Annotated in this window: 13 protein-coding genes; 4 read left to right on the forward strand and 9 right to left on the reverse strand. The window is 75.8% G+C overall.

Annotation, left to right across the window (positions count from 1 at the left end; all coding sequences use genetic code 11):
• Positions 1 to 82: 82 nt before the first annotated feature.
• Complete coding sequence (locus tag ANAE109_RS13805) at positions 83 to 472, forward strand: TraR/DksA family transcriptional regulator (protein ID WP_012097494.1); 390 nt, start codon at positions 83 to 85, stop codon at positions 470 to 472.
• Between the two features lie 69 nt (positions 473 to 541).
• Here the strand turns inward: ANAE109_RS13805 and topA are convergent, their stop codons facing one another.
• The 5 genes from topA to pgeF all read right to left on the reverse strand — a co-directional run bounded on the left by topA (position 542) and on the right by pgeF (position 7079).
• Positions 542 to 2983 carry a type I DNA topoisomerase gene (gene topA / locus ANAE109_RS13810; RefSeq protein WP_012097495.1) on the reverse strand — a complete coding sequence of 814 codons (2442 nt, stop codon included), beginning with the start codon at positions 2981 to 2983 and terminating at the stop codon, positions 542 to 544.
• A gap of 14 nt (positions 2984 to 2997) precedes the next feature.
• On the reverse strand, positions 2998 to 3861 hold the full coding sequence (gene dprA, locus ANAE109_RS13815) for a DNA-processing protein DprA (protein WP_012097496.1): 864 nt from the start codon (positions 3859 to 3861) through the stop codon (positions 2998 to 3000).
• A gap of 210 nt (positions 3862 to 4071) precedes the next feature.
• Positions 4072 to 5379: a LysM peptidoglycan-binding domain-containing protein gene (locus ANAE109_RS13820; protein WP_012097497.1), complete on the reverse strand. Its 1308-nt coding sequence runs from the start codon at positions 5377 to 5379 to the stop codon at positions 4072 to 4074.
• Complete coding sequence (locus ANAE109_RS13825) at positions 5376 to 6266, reverse strand: hypothetical protein (protein ID WP_012097498.1); 891 nt, start codon at positions 6264 to 6266, stop codon at positions 5376 to 5378. The genes ANAE109_RS13820 and ANAE109_RS13825 overlap by 4 nt, the downstream gene beginning before the upstream one ends.
• Positions 6267 to 6299: 33 nt before the next feature.
• Positions 6300 to 7079 (reverse strand): peptidoglycan editing factor PgeF, encoded by a 780-nt coding sequence (gene pgeF / locus ANAE109_RS13830; RefSeq protein ID WP_012097499.1) that lies wholly within the window; start codon positions 7077 to 7079, stop codon positions 6300 to 6302.
• A 27-nt stretch (positions 7080 to 7106) separates the two neighbouring features.
• On the opposite strand from pgeF, the gene ANAE109_RS13835 reads away from it, so the two are divergent.
• Complete coding sequence (locus ANAE109_RS13835; protein WP_012097500.1) at positions 7107 to 8576, forward strand: diguanylate cyclase; 1470 nt, start codon at positions 7107 to 7109, stop codon at positions 8574 to 8576.
• 57 nt (positions 8577 to 8633) lie between these two features.
• Here the strand turns inward: ANAE109_RS13835 and ANAE109_RS13840 are convergent, their stop codons facing one another.
• A complete protein-coding gene (locus tag ANAE109_RS13840) occupies positions 8634 to 12746 on the reverse strand; it encodes a response regulator (RefSeq protein ID WP_012097501.1) in 4113 nt (1370 codons plus the stop codon).
• Between the two features lie 238 nt (positions 12747 to 12984).
• Between ANAE109_RS13840 and ANAE109_RS13845 the strand changes: the two genes are divergently transcribed.
• Both ANAE109_RS13845 and ANAE109_RS13850 read left to right on the forward strand, forming a co-directional pair.
• Entirely contained in the window at positions 12985 to 13542 is a 558-nt protein-coding gene (locus ANAE109_RS13845) for a hypothetical protein (protein WP_012097502.1), read from the forward strand.
• Between the two features lie 42 nt (positions 13543 to 13584).
• Positions 13585 to 14325, forward strand: coding sequence for a metallophosphoesterase (locus ANAE109_RS13850; RefSeq protein ID WP_012097503.1), 741 nt, complete (start codon positions 13585 to 13587; stop codon positions 14323 to 14325).
• A gap of 18 nt (positions 14326 to 14343) precedes the next feature.
• On the opposite strand, the gene ANAE109_RS13855 is transcribed toward ANAE109_RS13850, so the two are convergent.
• The 3 genes from ANAE109_RS13855 to ANAE109_RS13865 form a co-directional block, all read right to left on the reverse strand.
• Complete coding sequence (locus ANAE109_RS13855) at positions 14344 to 15264, reverse strand: MoxR family ATPase (RefSeq protein WP_041448349.1); 921 nt, start codon at positions 15262 to 15264, stop codon at positions 14344 to 14346.
• 479 nt (positions 15265 to 15743) lie between these two features.
• Positions 15744 to 17999 (reverse strand): glycogen debranching N-terminal domain-containing protein, encoded by a 2256-nt coding sequence (locus ANAE109_RS13860; RefSeq protein WP_012097505.1) that lies wholly within the window; start codon positions 17997 to 17999, stop codon positions 15744 to 15746.
• On the reverse strand, positions 17978 to 19057 hold the full coding sequence (locus ANAE109_RS13865) for a glycosyltransferase (protein WP_041449196.1): 1080 nt from the start codon (positions 19055 to 19057) through the stop codon (positions 17978 to 17980). The genes ANAE109_RS13860 and ANAE109_RS13865 overlap by 22 nt, the downstream gene beginning before the upstream one ends.
• Positions 19058 to 19123 lie beyond the last annotated feature (66 nt).

Raw genomic sequence — 19123 nt, forward strand, 5'->3', positions numbered from 1 at the left:
CGCGGCCCGGGGGGCGGCGGCGAGAGAGGTTTCGGCCGGGCCGGGCGCGCTCCATCTATCGCCCCGACGAAAGGAACGCAACGTGGCCGACATCGATCTGGGGAGCCTGAGGAGCGAGCTGCAGCGCCGCCGGCGCGTGATCCTCGAGACCTTCCGTCGCGGCGGCGCCGAGCTCGAGGCGCTGCGCGCCGCGGAGCGGGATCCCGAGTTCGAGGAGGGCGCGCAGACCGAGCACGAGGCGTTCACCCTCGCCCGCCTCGGCGAGAACCAGCGGCGCGAGCTCCAGCAGATCGACGCGGCCATCGAGCGCGTCGACGCGGGCGAGTACGGCATCTGCCGGGACTGCGACGAGGAGATCGACCCTCGCAGGCTGGCCGCCCTGCCCTACGCGCTCCTGTGTACCGAGTGCGCGACGCGCGACGAGCGGGCCGCGGCGCCGATGTTCATCGCCCAGGAGCCTCCGACCCTCTAGGACCGCTGGCGCACGGAGGCCGGCGCGGGTCGCCCCGTCGCCGGCCTCGTCGCGTCCGGCGTGGACGGCCTACGCCTCGCTCGCGGCGCCGGGCGCCTTCGCCTCGGCGTCGCGCCGGTAGCCGCACTCCTTGTTCGGGCAGGCGACGTACGGCCCCGTCTTCTTGGAGTACTTGTCGAGGAGGTAGGCGCTCCCGCACTGCGGGCAGGCCTCGTTCCGCGGGCGGTCCCAGGACACGAAATCGCAGCCCGGGTAGGACGAGCAGCCGTAGAAGGTCTTCCCGCGGCGCGAGCGCTTCTCGGAGATGTAGCCGCCGCACCCCTTCGGGCAGGACACGCCGATCGAGACGGGCTTCGTGCCCTTGCACTCGGGGTAGCGCGTGCACGCGAGGAAGCGGCCGAAGCGGCCGCGCTTCATGACCATCGCGGCGCCGCACTCGGGACACTTCTCGTCGGTCGGGACGTCCTCCTCCTTCTCCGGGACGATCGTCCCGTCCTCGCCGCGCTTGAAGTTCATGGTGTTCCGGCACTCGGGGTAGCCGGAGCACGCGAGGAACTCGCCCATGCGGCCCCACTTGATGACCATGGGCTTGCCGCACTTCTCGCACGTGAGCTCGGTCGCGATCTCCTGCCGCTTCACGTCGCGCATGTTGACCTCGGCCTTCGCGAGGTCGTCCTTGAAGCTGTCGTAGAAGTCCTTCAGGACCTGCTGCCAGGCCGCGTTCCCCTCCTCGATCTCGTCGAGGCGCTCCTCCATGCCGGCCGTGAAGGCGAGGTCCATCTCGCGCGGGAAGCTCTTCACGAGCTCGTCGGTGACGACGAGGCCGAGGTGGGTCGGCTTGAAGTTCCGCTCGACCTTCTCGACGTAGCCCTTCTCCTGGATGTTCTCGAGGATGGCGGCGTACGTGGACGGCCGCCCGATGCCCCGCTGCTCCAGCTCCTTCACGAGGGACGACTCGTTGAAGCGCGGCGGCGGCTGCGTGAAGTGCTGCTCGGGGAGCAGCCGGCGGAGGTCGAGGATCATCCCGGCCTCGAGCGGCGGCAGCTGGCGCTCCTCGTTCGCCTTCTCGCGATCGCCGTTCTCCTTCGCCTCCTCCTCGGCGCCGGCCTCGTCCTCCGGCGGCTTCGCGCCGTAGACGGCGAGGTAGCCGGGGAACTTGAGGATGGAGCCCGTGGCGCGGAACGTGGCCCGGCCGGCGGTGATGTCCGCGGTCGTCTGGTCGTAGACCGCCGGGACCATCTGGCAGGCCACGAACCGGTTCCAGATGAGCTCGTACAGCCGGTACATGTCGCGCTCGCCGATCTGCTCGAAGAACGGGGCGACGCGCGCGGGCGTCCACTCGAGCGAGGTCGGGCGGACCGCCTCGTGGGCCTCCTGCGCGGCCTTCGCCTTCGTCTTGTAGACGTTCGGCGCCTCCGGCAGGTGATCCTGGCCGTACGCCTCGGCGATGTAGCCGCGCGCCGCGTCCACCGCCTCGGTGGAGAGCCGGACGGAGTCCGTGCGCATGTACGTGATGAGACCGACCGCGCCCTCGTCGCCGAGCTCGACGCCCTCGTAGAGCTTCTGCGCGAGGGTCATCGTCTTCTTCGCGGTGAAGCCGAGGCGGTTCGCCGCCTCCTGCTGCAGCTTCGCCGTGGTGAAGGGCGGCGGCGCGTTGCGGCGGCGCTCCTTCTTGTCGACGGTGGCGACGACGTAGGTCGCGCCGTCGAGGTCCTTCACGAGCGCGTGGGTGACCGCGCCTTCCTTCAGCTCCGCCTTCTGGCCGTCGACCTTCGAGAGCCGGGCCCGGAACTCCGGCGGGAGCTTCGCGGCGAGCTCCGCCTCGAGCGTCCAGTACTCCTCGGGCTTGAACGCCTCGATCTCGCGCTCGCGCTCGACGACGAGCCGCACCGCCACGGACTGGACCCGCCCGGCGGAGAGGCCGCGGCGGACCTTCTTCCAGAGGATGGGGCTGATCTGGTAGCCGACGAGCCGGTCGAGGATGCGGCGCGCCTGCTGCGAGTCGAACTTCTTGCGGTCGAGGTCGAGCGGCTTCTCGATCGCCTTCTGGATCGCGTTCTTCGTGATCTCGTTGAAGAGGACGCGGCGGACGCGGCCGTCGCCCGAGTCGCCGAGCTCCTCCGCGATGTGGAAGGCGATCGCCTCGCCCTCGCGATCGGGGTCGGTCGCGAGGTACACGCGCTCGGCGCTGCGCGCGGCGCGCTTGATCTCGGAGAGGACCTTGGCCTTGCCCTTGATGACGTCGTACTGCGGCGTGAAGCCCGCCTCGACGTCGACGCCGATCTTCGACTTCGGCAGGTCCTTCACGTGCCCGACGGAGGCGCGCACGTCGTAGCTGCGGCCGAGGTACTTCTTGATGGTCTTCGCCTTGGCGGGCGACTCGACGATGACGAGGCTGCCTCCCTGGGCGACCTTCTTCGCCGCGCGCTTCGGCGGAGCGGCCTTCTCCTTCTTCACGCCCTCTGCCTTCACGCCCTCCGCGGCGGCTGCAGCCTTCGTGGCTCTCGGCATCTCTCGGGGTCCCCCTACGTGCGGCGCAGAAAGTAATGGCCCGGTCGCTGCTCGCACAAACCCTCGAGCTCGAGGGAGAGCAGGCCGGCGAGCGCCGGGCCGGGCGCGAGGCCCGCCTGGCGCGCGAGATCGTCCGCGTGGCGCGGGCGGCGGGCGAGCGCGGCGAGCAGGGCGCTCTCCCCTGCCGCGAGCGCGGGCAACGCGAGCTGGCGCGCGGGCTCCGGCGCGCCGGAGATGCCGAGGGCCTCGAGGACGTCGTCCGCCGAGGCGGCCACGCGCGCCCCGCGGCGGAGCAGGCCGAGCGGACCGGCGGAGAGCGGCTCGCGCACGTCGCCGGGGACCGCGAACACCGGCACCCCCTGCGTCCGCGCCCAGTCCGCGGTGATGAGCGCGCCGCTCCGCTCGCCGGCCTGGACCACGACGACCGCCTCGGAGAGACCGGAGACGATCCGGTTGCGGCGCGGGAAGTTCGCGGGGTAGCCCGGCGTCCCGTCGGGCAGCTCGGACAGGATCGCGCCGCCCTGCTCGAGGACGCGCTCGAGCAGCGCCCGGTTCGAGGCGGGGTACAGGACGTCGACGCCCGTGCCGAGCACCGCCACGGTGTGTCCGCCGCAATCGAGCGCCGCGCGGTGGGCGACCGCGTCGACGCCGAGCGCGCCGCCCGAGACGACCGACACTCCCGCTCGCGCCAGCCCGGCCGCGAGCGCGCCGGCCATCTCCTCGCCGTAGGCGTCGGGACGCCGGGAGCCGACCACCGCCACCCGGCGCCGCTCGGAGAGGGTGCCGCGAACCCGTAGCTCCGCCGGACGGTCGGGCGTGAGCGCGAGCCGATCGGGGTAGTGGCCGTCGCCCGGCCGGATGGTGCGCGGCGACTCCATGGGAGCGGGGCCATATACCCACCGGGTGATGGGGCGTCAAGGTGGGGCCCCGTCGTCCAATGCACGGGACGTACCCGCAGCACGCGCCCGCCGGCGGGCGCGCCCGCGACCTCAATCGCCAGCATTTCCAGTTGCTTCGGCGCTCTCGGCGCACACGCCCGAGCGCGGGTCGGAGGTCCTCCGTCTCGCCGCGCCGTGCCCGGAGCGACGCTAGCGACCGCCCGCCCCGTCGCTCGCCGCCTGGGCGCGCATCTCGACGCGGTCGCCGATGGCGAGCTCGAGCATGCTGCGCGTGACGAGCGCGACCGAGGCGCGCTCCTTCACGTCGATGACGAGCATCTCCCCGACGTCCTCCTTGGGCAGGTTCGGGTCCCACTCGGGCATGCCGGGGGCGCGGCCGTAGGGGTCGCCGGCGCGGACGGCCGTGAAGACGTTCCCCTCCTCGACGCCGTCGGCCGCGCCGCGGTCGATGAAGACGACGTGGTGCTCGCCGAGCTGGGTCACGACCTGGACCTGGCCTCCGACGATCGTCCCCTCGAGCGCGCGCCGGTTGGCGCGGCGATCGACGCGGTGGAGGAACCGCTCCGTCCAGGGGCCCAGCATGGCGCCGCGCTCGATCGGCTCGAAGGCCTGGGTGATGACGAGCGTCGCCGCCTTCGAGTCCACCGCGACCACCTTGGCGGCGCCGAGCACCGTGGACTGCCAGCCGAAGAGCTCGCCGGTACGCGGATGGCGGATCGGGCGCTCGGTCTTGTAGACCACGTACGTCTCGCCCTCCTTCACCCCGGCCCGGGTCTCGAACCGCGCGTACGCCTTGTCGAGGTTGGCGAGGAGGAGCTTCTCCTCGAACGCGGCGGAGATGGAGCCCGACTCGGCGAGCTGGCGCGGCGTGACGAACGTGTCGTGGCGGGCGAGGAGCGCGCGCGGAGCGACGTAGCCGATCTTGTAGGGGCCGGCGACCGCCACCGTGTCGTCGTCCACGCTCTCCGGTCCCTTCATGTTCGCGCGGGAGAAGTCCTCGAGCTCCCGCGCCGGCGCAGGCTCCTCCGCCTCCGCGACCAGCTCGGCGCCGGCGGGCTCGACCCGCGTCGGCGCCTCGTCGGCGCCCGGGAAGAACCTGAGCAGGTTGCCGGGGTAGATCCAGTGCGGGTTCTCGATGTCCGGGTTGTAGGACCAGATCTTCGGCCAGTACCAGGGGTTGTTGAGGTAGCGGCCGGAGAGATCCCACAGCGTGTCGCCGGGGCGGATCGTGTACGTGTCGGGCGTCGACTCGCCCCTCGAGCCGTCCTCCAGCGCGACCACGTCCCCCGTGACGACCGGCGCGGGGGCGCCAGCCTCGGGCGCGGCCTCCGCGGACGGCGCGGCCGACTCCTCGGCCGGCGCGGCCGCCGCGGCCTCGATCCGGGCCGCGTCGGCGCCCGCCGCCTCTGCGGCGGCGCTGGCCGCGTCGAGGGCCCCGGACTGCGCGAGCGCCGCGGCGGGGACGAGGGCGAGGACGGCGACGAATCTGCGGATCATGGACCGCTCCTTGCCGGGACGCGCGGCGACGGATCGCCGCCGTGCCCGGAGATGGCTGCGAGGCGCGTCCCGGCGCGTTCCGCCGCCGGGGTCCTCGGGAACTCTGAGACGAGCCGCTCGAGGACGCGGCGCTCCGCCGCGACCTCGCCGCGCCGCGCCTCGCAGGCGGCGAGCCGCTCCAGGGCGCCGCTGAGCGCGTCTCCCGCCGGGTAGTCGTCGGCGGCGCGCCGCGCGAGGGCGCACGCCGCGTCGTCCTTCCCTGACGTCGCGTACGCCTCCGCGGCCTCGACGAGCGCGTTGTCGGCGGCGGCGTGGCGCGGGTAGCGCGCGACGAAGTCCTCGAGCGCGTGCGCCCGGCCGACGCCGGGCCGCTCCCGGGCCGAGCGCAGCTCGCGATCCGCCTCCGCCGAGAGCTCTCGACCGCGGCCGAGGGCGAGCGCCTCGACGCGGCCAGGCGCGGGATCGGCGATGGGGATGGCGGTCGGCACGGGCGGCGGCGTGCGCCGGGCGCGCGCGGTGAGGGCGGGAGTGAGGGGGAGGCTCGCCTCGGTGAGGACGATGGGCGGTGGCTCGTCGGCGGGAGCGACCTTCACGATGGCGAGGTCCGGCGGGATGACCGGCGGCAGCGGCTCGCCGAGCGCGACGCGGGGAGACCTCGCGGGCGGCGCGGCGGCGCCTCGGTCCTCGCGCGCGCCGCGGGCGGCCACGAGGTCGAGGCGGGCCGACAGCCCATCGACCTTGCGAGCGAGCGCCTCGTTGTCGGCGCGCAGCGCCCGGAGCTCTGCGCGGAGCGCGTCCGCCTCGGAGGGCGCGGCGCCGCCGCCCCCGGCGCAGCCGAGCAGCACGACGAGCGCCGCGGGGGCGATTCGCGAGAGGAGATGCCTCAAACCTCGAAAATTCTAGGGGCCGGGGGCCGCCCGTCAAGGAAGGGGACCCTCGCCTGGACGCCGCCAATGTGCGACGGACGGCCCAGCCGCGGGTGCGATGAAGCCCACCTGGCGCCCCGTGCGGCCGGCGTCGCGGCGATGCGAGAAGAACGTCTCGCGCTCGCACGCGGTGCAGCGGCCGAGCACGTCCACCCGCTCGGCGCGCACGCCGGCCTCCTCCAGGGCGAGCAGGTTCGCCCGCCAGAGATCGAGCCGGGGTGCGCCGGGGGCGCCTCGCACGACCTCGGGACCGAAACGCCGCCGGAAGCGCTCCGCGAGCTCGGGCGCGACCTCGTAGCAGCACGGCCCGATGGACGGGCCGATCGCGGCGACCAGCCGCCCGGGCTCCGCGCCCTCGCGCTCGAGGGCGCGCACGCCCTCGGCCGCCGCGAGCTCGATCGTCCCGCGCCAGCCGGCGTGGACCGCCGCCACGGCCCGCCCCTCCGGATCCGCCAGGAGCACGGGCACGCAGTCCGCGACGGAGACGCACGCCGCGACGCCCCGGGCGACCGAGACGACGCCGTCCGCCTCCTCGGCAGGCGCCGTGGCCGCCGCGACGCGGACGACGCGCGAGCCGTGGACCTGCCGGACGCGCGCGAAGCCGAGCCCCGTCGCCGCCTCCAGCCGGCGCCAGTTCTCGTCCACGCGGAGCGGCTCGTCCCCGACGGCGCCGCCCAGGTTCAGGGTGTCCCAGGGCGGAGCCGAGGCCCCTCCGGCCCGGGTCGTGAAGCCGTGGGGAAAGGCGGCGAGCCGGTCGCTCGTCAGGAGACGCATGGGCCGGGTTATAACCTTCCCTCTCCCATGCTCCGATCGATCCGGCGCTCCATCGGCCGCAAGCTGCTCGTCGCGGTGGGCGCACCCGCCCTCCTCATCTCGCTCGCTGGCGTGCTCTGGCTGCGCCACGAGACCCGGCGCCTCGCCCCCGAGGCCGAGCCGCTCCACCAGGCCGCGCTCCTCGCCCTCGTCCTCCTCGCCACCGGGCTCGCGGCGACGCACCTCGTCGCGGTGCGCCTGTTCGTGGACCGGCGCCTGCGCAGGCTCGCCGCGGGCATGCGCCGCGCGCGCGAGGGCGACTTCCTGCACCGCGTCCCGATCGACGGGGAGGACGAGATCGGGCAGGTGGCGCGCACCTACAACGACACGCTCGCCGCCATCACGGACCTCCACGTCCGCCGCATCGAGGACGCCGCGTCCATCGCGTCGATGCAGCGCGAGCTGGCGCTGAAGGCCGAGCTGGAGGCGCGCGTGCGCGAGCTGACGCTGCTCTTCGAGCTGGGGCGCACCCTCGGCGCGACCCTCGACCTCGACGAGCTGCTGCGCGCCACCGCCGCGCAGGTGGGCAGCGCGCTCGACGCGCCGGAGCTGCAGGTCCTCCTCGTGGACGAGGCCACCGGCGAGCGGGTGGTGCGCGCCGCCCACGGCTCGGGCGACGCGGCCGTCGGCGCACGCCTCGCCCCCGGCCAGGCACGGCCGGGCTGGATCGAGGTGCCGATGTCGCGCGCGGACGATGCCGTGGGGGCCATCGCCCTCCGCCCGGCTGGCGAGCTCGCCCCCGGCGGGCGGCGCCTGCTCGAGGCGATCGCGGCGCAGGCCGCGATGGCGGTCGCCAACGCACGGCTGCACCAGAAGATGGTGCGGCTGTCGCAGACCGACGCGCTCACGGCCGCCCACAACCGGCGGAGCCTCTTCGCGCGCCTCGAGGACGAGCTCGAGCGCAGCGCCCGGTTCGAGCACGCGACGGCGGTGGCGCTCGTCGACGTGGATCACTTCCGCCGCTACAACGACGCCTTCGGCCACGCCGCGGGGGACGCCGTGCTGCGGCGGGTCGCGGCCGTGCTCGGGGCCGCGGTGCGGCGCGTGGACCTCGTCGCCCGCTACGGCGGCGAGGAGTTCGCCGTGGTGCTCGCCCGCGCCGACCGGGGCGCCGCGCTGGCGGCCGCGGAGAAGCTGCGCGAGGCCGTGACGGCCGCCAGGATCCCGCACCCGGGCGTCGGCCCCGGCCACGTGACGATCTCGGTGGGGGTCGCGGTCTACCCCGACGACGCGCGCGACCTGCCCGCGCTCATCGACGCCGCGGACGGGGCCCTGTACGCGGCGAAGCGGGCGGGGCGCGACGTCGTCCGCGCGTACGCGGCGGGGATGCGCGATCACCCCGGCCGCAAGCGCGACCAGCGCAGCGCGTCCGACGCCGACGCCGGGGAGCTCAGGCCCGGCGAGGGAGCTCCCCCCGCGGCCGTGGCGCCGCCGCGGGCGAGCAGCGGAGGCATCTGACCGGCGGCCCCCCCGAGCGCAGCGCGCGCGCTGCGGGTTCGAGGTCGCGGGAGCCCGTCACTCCTCCCCCGAGTCCTCGCGCGCGCCGGCCACGGCGGACGCCCTGCCCTGGGGCGCGGAGGCCGGCGCCGGACGTGCCGGGACCGGCGGCGGCGCCGCCGGCGCGGTCGCCGGGGCACGGGCCGGCCCTCGGATCCTGGCGAGCTCGAGCTCCAGCGCCTTCTCGCGGCGCGCGCGCTCCTGCAGCGCGGCGTGGAGCCGCTGCAGCTCCTGCGCCCGCAGCTCGTCGCGGCGGGTGAGCTCGTCGCGGAAGCGTGCCTGGGCCTCCTCGACCGCGCGGATGCCACGGCCCTCGACCTCGCGGCGCTCCGCCTGGAGCTGCTCGACGCGGCGGGCCGTCTCGACCGCCCGCGCCTCCGCGGCCTGCGCGCGCGCCGTGAGCTCCCTCTCCGCCCGCGCCCGCGCCTGCCCGGCCTGCGCGAGCGCTGCCTCCAGCTCCTGGATGCGCGCGCGCGCCGCCTGCGCCACGGCCGCGTCGCGCGCGCCCTGATCGGCGCGAGCGGCGAGCTCCGCCGCGCGCGTCTCGGCCTGGCCGATCCGCGCCTGCAGCTCGGTCTCGATCCGCTGGCGGTCACGATGGGAGGACGCGAGCGCCTGCTCCACGTCGCGCACCCGCGCCTCGGCGCGGTCCGCGCGGGTCGCCGCGGCGGCGAGCTGGGCCTGGATCTCGTCGACGCGCTTGCGCGCCTCGAGCCGCGCCGCCTCGGACGCCTCCCGGGCGGAGAGCAGCTGCGCGATCCGGTCCTCCGCGTCCGCTGCTCGCCGGCGCGCCTCGTCGGCGCGCGCCGCCGCGGTCTCGGCAGCCGCGCGCTCGCGACGCTCGGCCGCGTGCAGCGCCTCCGTGCGCGCGGCGATCTCCTTCTGCAGCGCGTCCTCGCGGCGCGCGCGCTCCGCGGCGAGCTCCTCGAACCGCTCGTGGAGGGCCTCGGCGGCCTCGGTCTTCTTCGAGAGCTCCGCGAGCAGCTCCGCCTCGCGCCGGCGGTGCTCGTCCTCGAGGGCCGCCGCGTGCGCCCGCGCGCGCGCCTCGCCGTCGCCCCGCGCGGTGATCTCGGCGGTGAGCTCCGCCTCGAGCCGGACGCGCTCGGACTCCGCGGCGTCCCCGGCCGCGACGGCACGACGCAGCTCCTCCCGGAGGGCCGCCTCGTCGGCGTCGCGCGCCTCCAGCTCCGTCGCCAGCGCGTCGCGCGCGCCGCGGAGCTGCGCCCCGTCTTCCTCCGCCCCCGCCAGGCGCGCCTCGAGCTCTCCCGCCGCCTCCCTGGCGGCGTCGCGCTCCCGCGCGAGCGTCTCCGCCTGCGCGGCCCCCTCCGCCCGCGCGGCCTCGAGCGCCCCCTCGAGCCGCTCCCTGTCGGCGCGCTCGGCCTCGAGGAGCGCCGACTGCGCCTCGAGCCTCCCGGTCAGCTCCGCCTGCCTCCGCTCGCCCTCGCGGGAGAGCGCGTCGAGCGCCTCGCGCGCGCGGCGCAGCTCCTCGGAGAGCGCTTCAGCCCGGTGGAGCCGCTCCTCGGCCTTCGCCTCGAGCTCGGCCGCCCACGCCTCCGCCCTGCGGGCGGCCTCGGCGCGCGCCGCGAGCTCCACGGTGAGCTCACCCTCTCGCCGCTCCAGCCTCCGGCGCACGTCGGCGAGCGCCTCCTCCGCCTGGCCCAGCTCAGCCGTGCGCGACGCGACCGCGGCGCGCGCCTCCGCGAGCTCGGCCTCGAGGGCGCCACCCCGCGCTCGCTCCGCGGCGAGGAGCCCCTCGAGCTCGCCCTGCCGGACCGCGGCGGCGGCCTCGACGTCGCCGAGGTGCGCCGTCAGCCGGGCGATCTCGTCCCGCGCCGCGGCGACCGTGTCGGCGAGCCCCTGCGCGCCGCGCTCCGCGTCCTCACGCGCGACGGCCGCGGCGTCCCGCTCGGCCGCGACCCGCGCCGCCTCGGCGAGCGCCGCCTCGGCCGCGGCGCGCGCCTCGTCTCGCTCCGCCCCGCGCACGTCGAGCTGGGCCTCGCGCTCGGCGAGCGCGGTCCGCAGCGCGTCGCGCTCGCGCGCCGCGCCGTCGGCCGCGCCGCGCTGGCGCTCGTGCTCCTCTCGCGCCCGCGACAGCTCCCCGCGCAGCCCCTCCCGCTCCGCTGCCCAGGCCGTCTCCGCTTCCTCGAGCCGGCCGCGGGCGGCGTCCAGCTCGCTCGCGAGGGCCGCCGCGCCCGCGCGCGCCTCGGCGAGCGCCCGCTCCGCCCCCGCCAGCGTCCGCTCCGCCTCCTCCTGCCGCACCGCCGCGGCCGCCGCCGCCTCGCGGGCCGCCCGCTCCGCCGACGCGCGCTCCTCGTCCAGCGCGGCCCGCGCGGCCTCGAGCTCGGCCAGGAGCTCCGCCTCTCGCTCCGCCGACGCGCGCCCGAGCGCGTCGAGCGACCCCTCGACCTCGCCGAGCTTCTGGAGCTGCTCCTGCGTCTCGCGCTCGAGCGCCTCCTCCCGGACCCGCGCGGCGTCCCGGAACTGCCGGTACTCGTCGTCGAGCAGCCGCAGCCGCGCGTCGCCCTCGCGCGCGGTCGCCTCGCGCTCGGCCACCGCGCGCTCGAGCTCGGCGATCGCCTCGCGCGCCGCCTGGGCGTCGGTCTCCCTCGCGCGCTCACCGTCGGCGAGCGACGCCTCGAGCTCGCGGATCCTCCCCTCCAGCTCGGCGCGCCGGTTCTCCGCCTCCGCCCGGGCCTGGTCGCGCTCCGCCTCCGCGGCGCGGACGCGGCCCTCCCCCTCGACGCGCGCGGCCTCGCGCGAGCGGGCCTCCGCGTCGCGCTCGGTGCGGGTCCGCTCGAGCTCGGCCTCGAGGGCCCGGCGGCGCGCGGCCGCCTCGTCGAGCTGCTGGGCCCCCTCGCGGGCGGCGGCCTCGGCCGCCTCGCGCGCCTCCTCCAGCGCCTCCTCCGCCGCGGTGAGCTCCTCGGTGCGGCGGGAGATCTCGTCCTGCAGCTCGCGCTCGCGCGCCTCGTAGCGGTGCTCCTCGGCGCGCGCCTCGCGCCCGAGCTCCTCGACCTCCTCGCGGGCGCGGGCGAGCGCGGCGCCGCGGGACTGGAGCTCCTCGTCCCGCGCGCGCAGCTCGCGCTCGAGCTCGTGGATGCGCCGCTCGTTCGCGGCGACCACCTCGATGAGCTCCTTCTCCTGGCCGAACTTCTCGAGCAGGAGCCCGTCGATCGACGCGCCGTACTCGCGCTCCTTCTGCACGAACAGCTCGCGCGCCTCCGCCAGCCGTCGCGTGAGGTCCTCGACCTCGTCCTTCAGCGCCTGGTGCTCGACGTCCCGCTCGTGCAGGCGCTCGTCGAAGACGGACAGCTCGCGCTCGCGCGCCTCCCACACCTCGGCGAGCCGCGCGATCTGCGCCTCGCGCCAGCGCAGGTCCTCGCGGAGGAGCTGCGCGCGCCCCTCGGGCGTCTCCTTCAGCTCCCGGCGCTGCGGCGGACGGCGGTCGGCCTCCGCCGCGAGCGAGCGGCGCTCGGCGATCGACTGGAAGACACGGTCGACGAAGAGGCGGTCGTCCTCGGTGACGCTGGCCTTGCGGGCCCGGCGCGGCACCGGCGGCGGGGCGGCGCCCTCGGCGGGCGCGGGCCCGTCCGGCGAGGCCGGCTCCGGCTCCGCCGCGGAGAGCGGCTCCGGGGCGGCGCTCGGCCCGGCAGGTGCCTCCTCCTCCCGGGGCGGGACCTCGTCCTGCGCGCCGGCGAGCTCGACCCCGTCCTCGCCCTCCTCGATGACCGCGTCGTCCGCGCTCTCGATGGGCTCGGCGGCCGCCAGGATGCGCGCCGACAGCTTGCGCAGGGCGTCCGTGTCGAGCGGCATCGCGAGGTAGCCGTTCGCGGCCCACGGCGTGCGCGCGTGCTGCGCGAGGGCCTCGGGGGGCGTGTCCGACGAGTACAGCAGGATGGGCAAGCCGGCGGTCGCGCGGTCGTTGCGAAGGCGCGCGCAGAAGGAGAACCCGGACAGGTCGGGCAGCTCCGCGCGCGAGACCACGAGCTCGGGACGCCGCGTGGCGATCTCGCGCTCGGCCTCGCCCGCGCTCGCGGCGATCCGCGTGGCGCAGCCGTCCTCGCGGTACAGCGCGGAGAGCGACAGGGCGAAGGCGTTGTCCGGCTCGACGATGAGGACGCGCTTCTGTTCCATTTGGTTTGGGCGGTTCGCGAGAGGACTCCCGCGCGGCCACCGAGCATAGCCCCGGTGTCGTCCGCCAATCTAGCCATCGCTCACCGCGGCGCCGGCCGAGCGTGGGCCTCGCGCGTCACGGGCGGGCGACCACGAGGGGCGTCCGGCGGCGGGTACCCGTGCGCGGATTGCGCGCGGGGCGCGATGGACCGAAGGTGTCGTGGCGCTCCGGCGCCGCGCGCCCGGAGCGGGACGACCCATGACCACATCGGCGCTCCTGGTCGCGCTCGCGCTCACCGCCTCGCCCGGGGCTGCCGATCACGCCCGAGGCGCCCCGCGGGAGAACCTGCTGCGCGGGCCGGCGCGGGTGGTGCTCCGCTTCCTCGACGCGGTACGGCTCGCCGGTCCGCGGGGGCCGCTGCGGGCGGGCGTCGCGATCCCGGCCCGCGCCGATCACTACGCCGCCGCGACGCGCCTCGCTGCGCCGCGGACCCGGGAGGAGCTCGAGCGCATGGAGGCGGCCGGCGAGGCGCATCCCCTGGCCTTCTGGCGCGACGCCGCGCGGGCGCGCGTGCTCGACTCGTTCCAGCTGCTCGCGGTGCGGCGCGCGCCGCGCGGGACGGTGGTGGTCACGGTCGAGGAGCACCACCTCGACCCCGCGGCCGACGGGAGGCGCCTGCAGCGGACCGTCAGCGAGTACCTCGTCGCGCCCGTGGCCGGCGAGTGGCGGATCGTGGACCGGCGCGTGGGGTCCGCGTTCGACGCGCAGGCGATCGCCGGCTACGACGGTTACTGGGACGAGCGGCCGGATCGCTGATCGCCTGCCGCTGCCCCTCGCGCGCGCTACATTCTCCGCGAGATGGCCGCGCCGCGCCGCACGCTCGTCGTGGGCGACGTCCACGGGTGCTCCGCCGAGCTCGACGACCTGCTCCGGGCCGCGGGGTTCGCCCGCGGACGCGACCGGCTCGTCCTGCTGGGAGATCTGCTCGATCGCGGACCCGACCCCATCGGCGTCCTGCGGCGCGTCCGGGAGCTCCGCGCGGAGTGCGTCCTCGGGAACCACGAGGAGAAGCACCTGCGGTACGCGGCGCACGAGGCGCGCCGCCGCTGGGACCGGCGGCACGCGAACCCGGTCCGCTTCGATCCGCGCCGCGCCGCGCAGCACGCGGCGTTGCGCCGCGACGATCTCGCCTGGCTGGCGGCGCTCCCCCGGACCATCGCGCTCGGCGACGGGTGGGTCGCGGTGCACGCTGGCTTCCTGCCGGGCAGGCCGATCGCCGCGCAGCCGCCGGATTGGATGGTCCGGTTGCGCTACGTGGACGCGGAGGGCCGCCCGGTGGGACGCGTGCGCGGCGACGCGGGCGAGCCGGGGGTGCGGCGCTGGGCCGAGGTGTGGGCCGGCCCCGAGCGCGTCGTGTACGGCCACCACCCGCAGAGCCTCGTGGAGCCGATCCGCGACACGCCGGCGCCGGGCGTGTCCTGCCTGGGCATAGACACGGGCTGCGTCTACGGCGGGCGGCTCACCGCGCTCGTCCTGCCCGGCGAGGAGCTCGTGCAGGTGCCGTCGCGCATGCAGGGCGCGGCGTCCGCCAGGGGCTGAGCCGCGATCGCCGCGAGCTCAGCCGAGCTGCGCCGCGGCCAGCAGCTCACCACTGCGCTCGCGCGCCCTGGCGAGGTCCGACTCGTACTTGAGGACGAGGTTCAGGGTGTCGTCGAGCAGCGCGGGATCGAGCTCCGTCGCGTTCAGCACGGCGAGCGCCCGAATCCAGTCGAGCGTCTCGGAGATGGACGGCGCCTTCTTGAGGTCCAGGGCGCGGAGCTTGGCGACCGCCGCGACGACCGCGCGCGAGAGCGCCTCCGCCGCGTCAGGCACCTTCGCCCTCACGATCGCGAGCTCGCGCTCCTTCGAGGGGAAGTCGATGTGCAGGTGGAGGCAGCGCCGCTTGAGCGCGTCGGAGAGATCGCGCGCGGCGTTGGAGGTCAGCACCACGCGCGGCACCTGGCGCGCCCGCACGGTGCCGAGCTCCGGCACCGTCACCGTCCACTCCGAGAGCACCTCCAGCAGGAACGCCTCGAGCTCGGGATCCGCCTTGTCGATCTCGTCCACCAGCAGGAGCGCGGGCTCCGCGCTCGTGATGGCGCGCAGCACCGGGCGCGGCACGAGGAAGCGCTCGCTGAAGAAGACGTTCCCCTCCCCCGCGATCCGGTCCGCGGCCTCGGCGAGCGACCCGGCGCCGGACACCGCCTCGCCGATCCGCTCGCGCAGGAGCTGGGTGAAGAGGAGCTGCTTCGCGTACTCCCACTCGTACAGCGCCTTCGACTCGTCGAGCCCCTCGTAGCACTGGAGCCGGACGAGCGCGCGCCCGGAGGCCTGCGCGAAGGCGCGCGCCAGCTCGGTCTTCCCCACGCCCGCAGGACCCTCGACCAGGATGGGCTTCTCCAGCCGATCCGCGAGGAACACGGCGGTCGCGATGTCCCGGGACGGGAGGTAGCCGGCGCGGGCGAGCTTCTCGGAGACGTCCTCGATGTCGACGAACATGAGCCCTCGACGCGCCGCACCGGCGCTCCTGCGCCTCATTCGTAAGAGCCGGCGCCCGCGCGGTCGAGCCTCCACCGGTCGCATTCGCCCGGGTTTGCCGTACCCTGGCGTTGTCCCGCACCGTCGCTTTTACAGCGACGTCCCGGCGTGGGGCTCCGTAACATGCCGCAACCACTACACCTACGCGCTGCATCGGCTCGGCACGGGGATTGTAGTCTGGGATCCACGAGTCCCGCCGGAGGCCGGCCAAGGACCCTGCCATGAAGAATCTCCAGCCAAAGACTCGAAGCCGCAGGGCCCGCCTCCCGTATCACGTCCAAGTCGAAGCGAGGTCGGTCGCTCGACTCCTCCCCCCGCCGTTCGTCTCCTGTGAGGCGTCTGGCGGAACGTCCTAGTCGGCGCGCCCAGGGGCGCCCAAAAGCTGGAGAGGCCGCGGGGGAGACCCGGCGGCCTCTCGCTTTTCGAGCCCGGCTCCGACGTCACACCTCGATCCGCACGCGAAGCGGTCCGCCCTGCACGTCGATCACCTCGGCGTACGCCGCCCTCGGCCCTCGCAGGAAGCGCAGCGTCGCTCGCGCGGCGCCCACGCGCACCCCCTCGAGCGTGAGCTCGTCCAGCCAGGGCGGCAGCCACGGAAACCGCACGTGCAGCGTGTGGGCGTGCGCGTCGGGGAAGAGCCCGAGGACGGCGCGGACGAGCAGCATCCAGGCCGCGGACGACCAGGCCTGCGGCGAGCAGGCCACCGGATAGTGCACCGGGAAGCGGCCGCCGTCGCGCCCGAGCCCGCAGAAGAGCTCGGGGAACCGGAGGAGCCTGAAGTGCTGCGCCGCCTGCCACAGCCCGGTGAGCACCTCGCCCGCGCGCTCGACCTCGCCGTACGCGCTCATGCCCATCGCGCACAGCGCGTTGTCGTGCGGCCAGACGGTCCCGTTGTGGTAGCTCAGCGGGTTGTAGGCCGGCTGGCCCGCCGCGAGCGTCCGGATCCCCCACCCGCTCCACATGCGCTCGCCGAGCAGCGAATCGATCACGCGGTGCGCGCGGTCCGGGGAGGCGGCTCCGGAGAACAGCAGGTGCCCCGGGTTCGACGTCACGGCGTCCACCTGCCGGCCCTCGCGATCGATCGCGATGGCGTAGGTGCCCTTCTGCTCCATCCAGAAGTGGGCCTCGACGGCGTCGGCGAGGGTCCGCGCCGACGCCTGCAGCCGGTCCGCCTCCGCGTCGCGACCGAGGCGCTTGTAGAGCCCCGCCATGCGGCGGCGCGCGTCCACCGCGTAGCCCTGCACCTCCACGAGCGCGATGGGCGGCTCCGCGGGACGGCCGTCCGCGAAGGGCACGCCGTCGTGGCTGTCCTTCCAGCCCTGGTTGCGGAGCCCCTTCGGCGTGCGGCGCGCGTAGTGGACGAGGCCGCCGCGCGCGGGGTCGACGGCGCGGTCGAGCCACCCCAGGGCGCGCTCGGCGGCCGGGAGGAGCTCCTCCACGGTCGCGCGATCGGCCGTCCAGCGGTCGTACTCGTCGAGCAGCACGAGGAACAGCGGCGTCGCGTCGGCGGAGCCGTAGTACGGCGTGTGCGGCACCTCGCCCGCCGCGGCCATCTCGCCGAACCTCATCTCGTGGGGGATCTTCCCCGGCTCCTCGTCGCGCTCCGGATCCTCCACCGCGCCCTGCAGCCGCGCGAGGAAGCGGAGCGCGTCCCGCGCCACCTCCGGGACCGCCACCATCGCCTCGAACCCGGTGATGAGCGCGTCCCGCCCGAAGGGGCAGGTGTACCAGGGGATGCCGGCCGAGATCACGGGCTCGCCGAAGTGGTAGACGCGCAGCGCCTTCAGGTCCGCGACGGCCTGGCCGAGCGCGAGGTCGAAGAGGTCGTTCGACGAGCGGAAGCCGGTGGCGCCTCGCGCCCACGCGTCGTAGGCCTCGCGCGTCGCGCGGGAGCGCGCGTCGAAGGACGCGGAGGGACCGCGCGGGATCTCGCGGTCCTCGTCGCGCCCCCGGCGCCCGCCCGCCGGGCCGCGCTCGATCCCCGCCGCGACCACGAACGACAGCTCGACCTTGCCGGCGGGCTCGAGGTGGAGATCGACGCGCGCACCCCGCCCGCTCATGCGCGTGAGCCGCGCCGCACCGTCCGCGCGCAGCCCCTCCACGCGGATCTCCGTCGCGTACCCGCGCCCATCCCGCCCGTCGTAGCGGAGGATCGCCCGGTCCCGCTCGACGCGCGGCAGCTCGTAGGTGCCGCGCGCGGCACGCTGCGCGCCCCGGATCTCGAAGACGTCGGCGAAGTCCGCCGCCCAGGCCATCTCGAGCCAGAACGCCATCGGGCGATCGAGGAAGTTCGTCAGGACGATCCGCTCGACGAACACGTCGTCGATGATCTGGTCTCGCCGCAGGTGGACGTAGTTCACCGGCTCGCACCCGAGCAGGTCGCCCTCGTGCAGGCTCGTGATGGTGAAGTCGATCTGCGCCACGTAGTCGGGCGACACCTGCGAGGACAGGCACAGCGGCGGCCCTCCTCGCACGGCGAGCTTCCACGAGGACAGGTGACGCGTGTCGGTGAGGAACAGCCCCAGATCGCGCGCGCCCGCCGGCGACACGTCGCCGAGGCGGTTCGCCACCAGGAAGAGGTTGCCGCGCTTCAGGACGAGCTTGTCGACGCCGGTCGCCTCCGGCTGCGCCGAGGGGTCCGAGTAGCCGAGCAGGTCCTCCGGGCGCGCGCGGGTCACTGCGCGAGCGTCGTCCATCCGTCCTCCGCCCCGGCAGCGGCCGCCCCGGCGCGCCCGCGCGCGCGGGCGGCGATCGCGGCCCGGTACACCGCGAGATATTCGGCCGCCATCCGATCCGCACCGAAGCGGCGCCGGGCGCGCGCCTGGATCGCCGCCCGGTCGAGCCTGGCGGCGCGCCGGAAGGCTGCGGCCATGTCGTGCACGCCGCCGACGAGGAACCCCGTCCGGCCGTCCTCGACGATCTCGGGAGCCGCGCCGAGCGGGTACGCGATGACCGGGCAGCCCGCCAGCGCGGCCTCGATCATGACGAGCCCGAACGGCTCCTCCCAGCGCAACGGGACGAGCAGCGCCCGCGAGCGGGCGAAGAGCCGCCGCTTGGCGGCGAGGTCCGCCTCGTCGATCCAGCGCACGTGGCGGCGACGCAGGGCCGGCCCGAGGACCTCCTCCCTCCAGGCGCTGGGCGCCGCGTCGTCGCCGTGCACCCGCCCGGCGACGGTGATCGGCACCCCCGCGAGCCCCGCCGCCTCGATCGCGAGCTCCGGGGCCTTGCACCACGCCAGCCGCCCGAGGAAGAACGCCGCGTCGCCGCCGGGGCCGGCGAGCGGGTACAGCTCGGGCTCCAGGCCGTGGTGGACGACGTCGTGCGGCGGCGGGTCGGCGAGCTCCGCCTGCCGCGCGGAGATGGCCACGAGGCGCACATCGTCGATCCGCGCGTAGAACCGCGCGAGCGCCGGCTCGTGCGCGTGGTGAAGCGTGTAGACGAGCGGCGGGCCCAGCTCGTCGGCGAAGGCGAGCATGGCCGGCACGTTCGCGTGGACGATGTCGAAGCCGCCCGCTGCGATCTCCTGCGCCGCGAAGCGGCAGTGCAGGATCTCGGCGTAGGGGTCGGGCGGCCACACGGCCCGCTCGTACAGCGCGCGCACGCCGCGGACGCTCGAGTCGCCGGTGGCGAACACCGTCACGTCGTGGCCCGCGCGAGCGAGCGCCCGGGAGAGCGCGTGGACGACGAGCTCCGTCCCGCCGTAGGCCGGGGGAGGAACGGGGACGAAAGGGGTCGAGACGATCGCGATTCGCACCACCTCACGGTAGGGGCTGCCCCGCGACCGGGCCACGCACGCGAGCGCGCGCGGCTCCTGGGCGCG

Source organism: Anaeromyxobacter sp. Fw109-5 (assembly GCF_000017505.1).
GTDB lineage: Bacteria > Myxococcota > Myxococcia > Myxococcales > Anaeromyxobacteraceae > Anaeromyxobacter.